Annotated in this window: 16 protein-coding genes; all 16 read right to left on the minus strand. The window is 35.7% G+C overall.

Annotation, left to right across the window (positions count from 1 at the left end; translation table 11 throughout):
• Positions 1-181, minus strand: a 181-nt coding sequence (locus tag ACH2DQ_RS22895) for a hypothetical protein (protein WP_395028479.1), incomplete at its 3' end; no start/stop codon positions are given.
• A 355-nt stretch (positions 182-536) separates the two neighbouring features.
• Positions 537-695, minus strand: a complete 159-nt coding sequence (locus ACH2DQ_RS22900) for a hypothetical protein (RefSeq protein ID WP_394910603.1) — start codon at positions 693-695, stop codon at positions 537-539.
• 464 nt (positions 696-1159) lie between these two features.
• The gene (locus tag ACH2DQ_RS22905) at positions 1160-3556 is read right to left on the minus strand and encodes a phage tail tape measure protein (RefSeq protein WP_394910602.1); all 2397 of its coding nucleotides are present in this window, start codon (positions 3554-3556) and stop codon (positions 1160-1162) included.
• A gap of 45 nt (positions 3557-3601) precedes the next feature.
• Entirely contained in the window at positions 3602-4000 is a 399-nt protein-coding gene (locus ACH2DQ_RS22910; protein ID WP_394910601.1) for a hypothetical protein, read from the minus strand.
• Positions 4001-4008: 8 nt separating this feature from the next.
• A complete protein-coding gene (locus tag ACH2DQ_RS22915) occupies positions 4009-4764 on the minus strand; it encodes a hypothetical protein (protein WP_394910600.1) in 756 nt (251 codons plus the stop codon).
• 58 nt (positions 4765-4822) lie between these two features.
• Positions 4823-4999, minus strand: a complete 177-nt coding sequence (locus ACH2DQ_RS22920; RefSeq protein ID WP_394910599.1) for a hypothetical protein — start codon at positions 4997-4999, stop codon at positions 4823-4825.
• An 18-nt stretch (positions 5000-5017) separates the two neighbouring features.
• Positions 5018-5209: a helix-turn-helix domain-containing protein gene (locus ACH2DQ_RS22925; protein ID WP_395028483.1), complete on the minus strand. Its 192-nt coding sequence runs from the start codon at positions 5207-5209 to the stop codon at positions 5018-5020.
• A 105-nt stretch (positions 5210-5314) separates the two neighbouring features.
• On the minus strand, positions 5315-5497 hold the full coding sequence (locus ACH2DQ_RS22930) for a hypothetical protein (RefSeq protein WP_394910598.1): 183 nt from the start codon (positions 5495-5497) through the stop codon (positions 5315-5317).
• The gene (locus ACH2DQ_RS22935; RefSeq protein ID WP_394910597.1) at positions 5494-5967 is read right to left on the minus strand and encodes a hypothetical protein; all 474 of its coding nucleotides are present in this window, start codon (positions 5965-5967) and stop codon (positions 5494-5496) included. The genes ACH2DQ_RS22930 and ACH2DQ_RS22935 overlap by 4 nt, the downstream gene beginning before the upstream one ends.
• A gap of 412 nt (positions 5968-6379) precedes the next feature.
• Positions 6380-6613, minus strand: coding sequence for a hypothetical protein (locus tag ACH2DQ_RS22940; protein WP_394910596.1), 234 nt, complete (start codon positions 6611-6613; stop codon positions 6380-6382).
• Positions 6614-6666: 53 nt separating this feature from the next.
• On the minus strand, positions 6667-7404 hold the full coding sequence (locus ACH2DQ_RS22945; RefSeq protein WP_394910595.1) for a hypothetical protein: 738 nt from the start codon (positions 7402-7404) through the stop codon (positions 6667-6669).
• Between the two features lie 56 nt (positions 7405-7460).
• The gene (locus ACH2DQ_RS22950) at positions 7461-8222 is read right to left on the minus strand and encodes a hypothetical protein (RefSeq protein ID WP_394910594.1); all 762 of its coding nucleotides are present in this window, start codon (positions 8220-8222) and stop codon (positions 7461-7463) included.
• A gap of 1 nt (position 8223) precedes the next feature.
• Positions 8224-8592: a hypothetical protein gene (locus ACH2DQ_RS22955; RefSeq protein WP_394910593.1), complete on the minus strand. Its 369-nt coding sequence runs from the start codon at positions 8590-8592 to the stop codon at positions 8224-8226.
• A gap of 129 nt (positions 8593-8721) precedes the next feature.
• Positions 8722-9732, minus strand: coding sequence for a hypothetical protein (locus tag ACH2DQ_RS22960; RefSeq protein WP_394910592.1), 1011 nt, complete (start codon positions 9730-9732; stop codon positions 8722-8724).
• The gene (locus tag ACH2DQ_RS22965; RefSeq protein ID WP_394910591.1) at positions 9729-9941 is read right to left on the minus strand and encodes a hypothetical protein; all 213 of its coding nucleotides are present in this window, start codon (positions 9939-9941) and stop codon (positions 9729-9731) included. The genes ACH2DQ_RS22960 and ACH2DQ_RS22965 overlap by 4 nt, the downstream gene beginning before the upstream one ends.
• Before the next feature lie 6 nt (positions 9942-9947).
• On the minus strand, positions 9948-10177 hold a 230-nt coding region (locus ACH2DQ_RS22970), incomplete at its 5' end, for a hypothetical protein (protein WP_395028487.1).

Consider the following 10177-nt stretch of genomic DNA (forward strand, 5'->3'; position numbering starts at 1 on the left):
CTAAATAGCTTGGCTTTAATATCTTGCCTGTACTTTTAGAAAACCAAGCATATCCTGTTAATGCAAACCAAGAATCTGCTCCTTTTTCCTCATAACATTTATACTGTCCAATTAAGTAATTTTCTTTTTCCTTGAAAAATACCTTTAGATTTGAACCATTTTTAAAATCTAATACATCCAACCATATATCCTCGTTTGGTGTCCGATGAAAATATTTTACCATAAAATTTTTAAATTTATCACTGGTGTATATTAATGATAATGTACATGACATGAAAGTTTACAGAGTAATTGCTATACACGACATAACAACTGGTTGTTGAATAATATCTTGCTTTAACCATACTTGATTTATGGCACTTATAAATGATATGAAAATATAACTGATTACACAGCTCATGATAGTCATCATAACATTAGAAATCTTTTTTGACACAAAAAATTTAAAAATAATTAAAAACCAGAAGCCTGGTATGAAATATTGCAACACTATAGAGATATTATTTATGATAAATATTAGTTCTTGTACGATTACATCATCTCCGTTCTTTGTTATTGGGGTTTCCACTCATCTTTACAACATCGATTGATTTAGTTTTATCTGTTTCGACAGCTGCAGATACCCATTCGTTTAATTCAACTGGCTCATATTCTATTTTAACCTGATTATTATCTTTATTTTTTTCACCACTCATTCCAAATCCCCCTTTTTTGTTTATATTATATACCAAAATTTGACAGGAGAGTAGTTGGAACATGTGTTCACACAATTATATCATCCTCGCTTGTGTGGCGAGTCACAATACGCATAAGCACAGTGATATATCTATGCTAACAATTTTATCATGATGCGTTCACTTACAGCTCTGACTATACCTTCTTGAATGTTTGACGTAAGGTGTCGTATCCAAGTTCCCATTATAGTCGATGAACATCCCTCTATAAGACGTAGAGGTTTTGCTGCGGACTCACCTATTCTCAATCTTTTTACTATGCTTAAGCCCTTTCAGGTCAAGTTCCTATTCCAAATTTTGAAGAGTCTTATCTTCAGACAGGTAGTAATTGAGACGTAGCGGTTTACCCCGTTCATAAATTATCAAAAAAGAAATACGTTTTTTAGACGTACCAGTTTCGGTTGTTTGCTGTACAATTCCCTTGTTTATGCCACCATTTTAGCATAAACTCGTTCAGAGTTACCCCCAGAATTGTAGTGGGCGTCTAGAGGAAGCTGATAAGAGATATAATCTCGATCCCCACCCACGTTTTTAAACATCGATAAGCCGGCAGCTACTGTTGCAACTATAGTATTTAGCGAACCAAATTTACTGATCATATCATCTAATACAGAAATACCGGATGTTCCAAAGTCAACGATGCCTTTTAAAAAATCTGAATCAATGAGAGTATTTGCAAATGATTCTTTCGCTGCATTGAATTGATTGATTTTTGCGTCTAAAGAAGTCATCCAGCGATCTTGCTCAGCTTGTGCTGAACCGTCTGAATTCATAGCGTCATTAAGGGCATTGTCAACCTGCCCAGTTTGAAAAGATTTTAAAAGTGCAGCAATTCTATTTGCTTGATGTTTTCCTGCTACCGTTTCAAGAAGATCAGCCTGTTCAGTCTCCTTTAAAGAATCATACACCTCAGCGATATCTTTAAAGATCTCAAAGGTTGATTTGAATTTAGTTGGATCTAAATCATCAAATATATTGACTTTTCCTTTGGTTAAATTCAACAAATGTGTTTGAATCTTACTTACGGATTCAATACCTTCGACATCTTCACCTAATTCTTCAAGTTCGCCTTTCATTCCACGCAATCGCAAGGTAGAAATTTTAAGCGCGTTTCCAAGTTCTCCAGCCTCTTGAGTAATTTCAGCGCCACCCGTAATCATTGCCTCTGTTTCTTGAATTGAGTTTCCTGCTAAAGCCATAACGGAGGCAGAGTTTTTCAAGCCTTGACCAATATCTTTTGATGAAGTAGCATATTTATTTCCCAATATATTAAGCTGGTCAACGATTTGAATACTGTCTTTCGCTTGGATATTAAATGCTTTCATGGCAGTAATGATATCAGATACGGCTGTTTCGTCATCTACTTCCCCTACATTGGCATAGATAGAACTTGTCTTAGCTAATTCAGCACTATCAGAAAGCGTGTTACCAAGTTTTGCCCAGGTAGCTGTCTGATCTATGTAAGAAGACATGGTTCTTCCTAAATCCTTGGCAGTCTTACCAGAATCTTTTTTGAATGATGCATATTTATCACTTGTCTCATCTGTAACCTTATAGAGATTTGTCATTGCCGAATCGACTTCTCTGACATTAACAACTAACTCTCCAACAGTATCTACGGTTTTTTGAATTGCACCATAAACCCCTACGAACTGCCCAATTTGCTTAAATCCTCGCCCCATCTCGGTAAGAAAACTATTACCGGTCAAACCTTCAGTAGCGGCGGCAGCTTTGATGGCATTAACTTCACTTTGGTACTTTTTTGCATCGCCTGCGCTTGTGGCAGAACGTTGTAATTCTGCTAGTTGTTGTAGGGCATCACCGTATTTTTTTGCAGCTTTTGTATTGTTATTTAACCAGTTTAATGTTTTGTTAGATGCAGTTGTTGCTTCAAACGTAGATATTGATCCGGATGACTCGTTGGCGACAGCTTTCATCGTATTTCCAAAGCGCTTTGCGGCTGTCTCCATGTTGGAAAACGAAGACACTAAAGTTTTGTCATCTAGTCTAAAAGAATCAGATGAGTCAAAATGTCTTTTTATGTTATTAAATGAATTATTATATATACTTTCATATTGCTTTGCTTGCTTTAGAAGTTCACTATCTTGCCCAGAATATTTATTTAGGCTTTTAGACATCGAAGATGACTTTGATAAAAACTTGCCGTCTTGAAGATCACTTTGTATTTTTGAAATTTGATCAGCCCGAGACTTATACTCTGCAGTCCATTTTGCTATATTCGATTTCCCCGATTCAACTAGGGAATTGTTATGAGCATTTTTTGAGTACGCATTAGCTTTCATGGCGGCAACTTGCTGCTGAGCCTGTCTGTGTTTATCAGTTGCATCAGCTTTCCGTGTTTGCTTTAGATTATCTTCTTTGATCTTAGCAATCTGTTTCGCTTGGGCTTGCTCTTGATTGTATAAATTTTTCTGCCAGCGATATTCTATAGCTTCTTCTTTTTTTCTTCTGGCACTTTCTTCCCGAGTAGCTACCTGAAGTCGTTTCCTTTTCTTGGCAGCGACTTCTTCTTCGGCTTTATTTACATCTGCTACGTATTTTTTGTGCTCTTTACTACTCTCGTTGTATAGCACATTTGCATACCTTTTTGCTGTTTTACTGTCTACTCCAAGAGCTTTTTCAAATTCTTTTGCTATTTTAGCTTTTATTTCATCTATTTCTTTTAAACTATTACCAAAATCAAGATCTGCTTTTACCACGAAAGACGTTTTGTCTTTAGATGATACAAAACTATGCCATTGGCGTTCTGCTGAGCTTAGGTCTAGTTCACCCCGGACTCGCAGGATAAAATCTTCAGCCATTTAAATCCCCCTTTTACATTAAAAAAAGCACCTCATGTGAGATGCTTATCTACTAAAATATTTTGAATATGCACTAATGGTATTTTCTTTCATTTCTTCTTTTGCCCGTTCCCAGTATCCATGATTACCAATTGTCCCGCTTGTTCCTTCGTTGGTAGCGGTTATTACCTGTGATCCATTATAGGTACCGGTACTATAAGATATGCTGTCATCCATCTTGGCTTCAAATTCAACAGAATTTCCACCTTTTGATACCGGGCTAACATCGGGAGATTCCATGAGTGTGCCGGTACGTATATAAACGTCTGGTACAGTCCCATCATAATAATGCCCAACTTCCATTTCTAAATCAACAAATGATGCGGCTCTTGCCTCGTTATGTGCCGCAGTCATTTTTTGGAGCGCAATCTCTTTTAATGCTCCGATAGAATTTAATGCTGCCAATTTATCACCTAATTTCTATAATTAATTACATTACGGGCACTTTCTTTAGCTTTCAGCTCTTTTATTTCCGCATTCTGTTTTTTGATAGTTTCCTGCTGGCTATTAAATAAACTTTCGACATTGTCATTGTGCTTGTCGCTAATAAAATATTTATCGGCTAATTTAGATAAGAGATCATTCATATCCACATCTTTATCAGCCATAGATTTCTCTAAATTAGCACGTTCTTCGGGAGTGAAATTTTCGTTTACCGCATTTAAATATTCCAGTTGTTTTGTCTGGGCTTTTGATAATCTTTCGGCTTCCATAAGAGCTTTGGTTTCATGCTCTATACGCTGCGTTTCTTTCTCACACATCTCGTTCATTTTGGAGACTAAAGGTGACAAATACATAACAAATAGATCTTCAAGATTTATATCATTTGTATTTGAATTAGAAAAATCCTGACTTTTAATGTATTCTACTTTTTCATTTATAGACTCCAAAATATCTTTGAACTGAATGGAAGAGTAGATTCGGCTTGTTCTACTATCAGATTCAAAGTCAAAGTTTGCAAAATCCGCATAATCATCTTCAACATTTTCATGGTGTTGATAATCGGTGTAATAATCCAGAAAATTAGATTTTAATTCTAATTTCTGAAAGAATGGACTGTATTGAATTGATCCATCCTCAGTTTTTGAAAACCCGGCATAAGCAACACCATTGATAAAATCATTAGCTTCTTTCAATGTTAATACAGTCTTTGTAATGTTAAAATTCATATTTATTTCCTCCATATGAAAAAGCTGGTCATATGACCAGCTATAATAGTTGATATTTTTAATTAATAGATAATTCCATTGGCATGACGACCCACACTCCATTCGGATATTTCTCCATGCCTGCCGATATAAATTCATTCACTTCATCCATTGTCTTTCTGTTTGCATCTGTATGTATGATTGGACAAATTCCATTTAGATCCATACATACCACCCGTAAAAACTTAGTACTCACCACAAACACTCCCTTTCTTTAGTATGGGAAAATATCTTCTAAGTTTTTATCAAGAGCTTTCGCTATTTTACATGCTGTGTGATAATACAAATCACCAGTTTCACCGCGTTCCAGTTTGCTTAGCTGTGAGGCGCTTACTCCACATATCCGCGAAAATTCTCTCAACGAATATTTCTTTCCCCATCTCATCTGTTGTAAATTATTTTCCATATTGGTATACTTATTCTTTTTTTATTTACAGTATACCAGACTTGCAAGTTCTATATGTTAGGAATATATTACCATATAATGTGTTTCTTAGGGGAAACACTTTATTTAGCTGTTTTGAGTAAAACCATAGTAATTACCTTCTCTATCCCACATAGACCATGCCCCATTACAAAAGAGAATATGGTCAATCATTGGATTATTTTTCGGATTTATTACTTGCAATATTTCCTCTCGAGTTAGCTTATAATCTCTTTCGGATAAATATTTTACTAATTCAATGGCTGTCATACAAGTGTCCTTAATTTATATAATTCCAGAGCAGCAATTCCAATAAGAATAGCTTCGGCTTCATCATCTCCAACATTAAATCCTAACCGCTGGTATACTGCATCTATAGCAAGCTTCTTCAATTCATTACGTTTTTTGCCCTTTTGATTAATCCCAGCTAATTTCCTCCACGATGTTGGTCTTATTGCGTTGAATTCACAGTCATTCAATACGCAATAACCATAAATTACCCCTTGGAGTCTGGTGAGAAATCGTTGAACGGCGACATTTCTATTTACAACGGTTTCTTCTATATAAATTATATACGGTTTGTATGTGTCTAATATATGGATCAATTTCAAAGACATCTCTTTAAATCGATCTTCCATATTTTTAAAGTTACTACAATCTAAAAGTAGACTTTCCTGATAGTCCCCATTATTAAAAATGGCAATGCCAGTTTTTATGGTAGAAGAATCAATTGCTAACATAATACATTCTTTTATTTCATCACTTCTTTCTTTTGATCGGGGCAGGAGAGCAGTTCAGTCTGTTACTCTCCATGTAAAAATGCCCCTGCCAGACGACTGAACTTTGCCTGGTAGAGACATTTATAGACACTAGGGAAGGGGTATATAAACCCAATCCCTTATAGGTTTTTATAGAAATTTTTCAAAGCATCAAAGAGTTGGTAATTCTTTTTGTATTTCCAAGTGGTAACATTATCCTCGGTTTTTACAAACGTATAGGGAATACCACATTTTTTCAGATACAGATATTCTAATGTCCACTGACAACTGTATTCTTTATCAAACTTTTTAGTATTAATTGATATCACCTCCATTCCGTAAAAAATAGGGAGTACAACAATCTTGTATAAATAACAAGTGTTATACTCCCTTATCACTCATTATCTATCACACGCTGTTCTTTTTTGATTACAGCTTTTTCTTTTTTAACAGGTTTCGAAAAGTTGTCATATTTTTCTTTTGAGGTTACCGTAAATTTATTGTTCTGTAATTCAACATAAATATTTTCCTCATTGCCGTTATCAGATGGCATCTGAACTTCTTTCCCCTCAAAGTCTACTACCATAACCAGATTATTTCTCATTAATACTTTGCATTCTCTAATCAATATTATCTCTCCTTTTAAAAGAGGATGAGTGATAACCCACCCTCTATGTCTGTTTACGCTACTTCGTCAGTGATTTCAATCATATCAAGGACATCACCATTTTCGTCTTCCAAGCAGTCACAGGTAATTGTAATTTCTGCCGGATCTCCTTCAGAAGAGAAGGATAAGTCGAGATTTCTCTGCGGACTCGCTTTATAAGCCGTCATTCTAACCGGCACAATCTCTCCAGATTCATTTTTGTCTAATGTAGACATCTGAATATAGAAGTCTTTTGGTACTCTTGTATTATTGAACACAATTCTCTTGACACCATCAGTTTTTGCTTCTAAGTAACCAACAACATATGAGGTATTTAATGCAATATCACCCTCCGTTGTAGCGGTAAACGCTTTTTCTGCTACGGTACCCTTAATCGCTGTTCCGCCCCAATCACCTTCTGCATAAACAAATACAGTGCCAGAAACCGGAACATTCGACAAAGTAAGAGTTCCAGCTGCAGTCGCTTTGACTGTTTCTTTCCTTGCAATAACAGCAGAAGTCTCTACTTCACCGTCGCTCAGCATTGCATACAGCCTAAAGGGAGCCATCTGGAATGTTAAAGCAATAGTACCGTCAAGAGGATTATCAAACTTGATTGCTTTAGCCCCTTTTTTCATTGCGAATACGGGATCACTGGAGAATCCCATTGTAGTGGTGTTACAGAATTTAGCATCCATCCAGGGTGCCTTTGTTTTATAATCTCTAATATCGAGATCACAACACTGCCTGTTAGCCATATTAATATCGTTCATAAATTTCCTCCTTAAAATAAAAAAGCCACTGATCAACAGTGGTATTAGTTTTATAATTATTCAATTTTTTTCATATAGTCCATCGCCTTATAATCGGTGGATTTCTTATAAGAGAAAGTGTTTGCAGCCATCATATCACTAAAGTCATGCTGCCTTCCATTACCATACTCTTTGAACATGGTAACAAACTGATAATATGTCATATCCCAAACATTTAGGATATTAATGCCGACTTTATTATGAGTGCAGTATTTTTTAATTATATTATCGAATGCAAAGTTTTCATCACTTTCTTTTTTCTGCTTTTGAGCGTGCTGCTTAAATTGTTCATACATTTTTCGGGCATACTCATTTTTAAACTTTTGTTCTTTTTCTGCCGGCTCTTTAATGCCTAATATACATTGAATCTCATTCCGTAATTTGTCAAAATTTTCATTGCAAATAATTCCTACGTTGTTTTCTTTCCCATTTTCATCCACATTATATGTAATAAACTCATTGGTTTCTTCATTAAGCTTGATGCTGTCTACAATAAATAGTTTCAGCATACTTAAAAGCAACTGTGTATTGCCAAATAACATCAGGTAGAAAATAGAATATTTTGACCGTTGTTCTTCGTCTAAAGATTGAAATGCCTCAGTAAGACCAAAGGCATCAACATAAGTTTCAAGCGTCATAGACAGAATATTTGAGAACATCGAAAAGTGGTTATAAGTAACCTTTCTGATATCCCGCAGTGTGGGGCACCTTACATTTCCGATTCCTTCTATGTAATATGGTTCATTACATAGATAATCATAAGCGCTGTATAGATTCATATCACACCTGCGCTTTCGTATGATATTCGGGAATGGTATAAATTAGCTGTCTGCCGTAATGATTTTTGCTTGGCATAAAGTACGTCATGGAATCGAGTTTTAATCCACCGATGCCAAATTTCTGTGAGCCGTTTAACTCTCGGTCTATCATATCGGATAAGCAATCAGCCCTTGTTCCAACGTACCCCTTCTTGGAATAACGCATAATACCTTTATGGCAATATGACCAGACAATGAGCTTCATATTTTTAATTGTGAAATTAGAAGTGCGTGGTATGTCTACTTCTAGACATATGTAAGACTTTTCCTGCGTTTGCGTGTCATCCACATACAAATATGGAAATATCTGTTCATAGACTACATTGTCCACATCGTCCTCCGTATATGATTTCCCAAGCATTAGTTCACAGATATCGGGGGAATTCAGAAAAGCCGAAATAAGTTTGTTTTTATAGGTGCCTATATCTTTTAAAACGGTATCTATATCAGCATCCCCTCCTTAATATATATCCATAATCATAATAGAGATTTCGCTGCTAACGATACCTCTTATCAACACTTGCAATAAAAAAGAACTACCAATGCAATCCTCGTCTTTTACTTGAAGTTTAATCGTATTATGATCAGTTTCCTGAAGTATCTTATCGCTGAATGTGCTCTTTATAACCCAGTCAAAATCTACATCCGAAATCTTAATTCCTTCTGAATCAGTAAAAGAAACAGTGTATGTTCTTGAGTACCCAATTTTGAGGGTTTTACTTCCTTTGATAGAAGACAAAACTAATGTTTCATCGGGTGGATTAACAGACGGAGAAGCCGGAAAGTAATCACAAACCTCATATTTTAAGTCGTCAGATTTTGGAGTATAAGCACATTCGGTCACTAGCAGGTTAATACAGCCAACACCATTAAATACATATGTCGTTCTATCTGGCCTTGTCAACTCATATGTCATAGGGTCTTCCATATTATTATCAATAAAAAATTTCCTGCCACGCTTAAGAAGCTTTGTCTCTTCATCATACGGTAAAAAGATCATTAATTGGTCAGTACCGATTTTAATTACATTATTCCCTGCAATTCCGTTATTATAGGCACTGGCATTATACGAAACAATATCACGTTCAATAATATCGCCATTCACATTTTGCCATTTCAAACGATAACTGCATCGGTTTATGCGGGCAGACAGATATGCATTGCCAACATTAACAACGTTTGAATCAATCAGCCAGATATCATTCTCGTATACCACATAATTTCCTCTTTGCACATCCATTGTGATTGGGCAATGAATTTTTCTAATATCATCGAGCTCTTTTAGTGGATTAGAAGATGTCTGTACTAAGCACCAGTCTGTTACATTATTGATTGTTAGTTCTTCGCCTTCCGCACTATATTTTCTTCTGATATCAAAATTTTCGACTACCTCAGCTATGGTTTCCTCTCTGCTGTAAAACAGATCTTTAACATCATCATTTGTTGGCATCCACTCATCACGCAATTTCACCGTACCACCTCACTGACCATAGCGGGTAATCTTCTGATGAAATTAGAAATATCCAGAATTTCATGACGGATCGAAGGATGAAGATTCATATCAGTATCAAACTCCCGCTCAATTAAATTCATAAGATTATTGATCTTTTGATATTCTTTTGCGCACAGATCGCCAAGACTGATTTCACGGTCAGGTGTTTTTATCAAAATTTTATTCATATGCACCTACCTTTCGTCCGAATACTCAGGAAATTCCATTAAGAAGCGTTCTATTTCATCAGTCCAGTTTTCAGCAGATTGTTTGACTACTTCAAACTGATCTTTATATGCCGGTAATTTATTGAACGCCTGGGTACCAAGATATTGTTTTCTTCCTGAAATAAGAGCATATTTTTGTGTAAAGTATTCTTTTGCCATATACATAGAAATCAACTCAATGCTTTGATCCGATACTA

It is taken from the genome of Robinsoniella sp. (genome assembly GCF_034124845.1).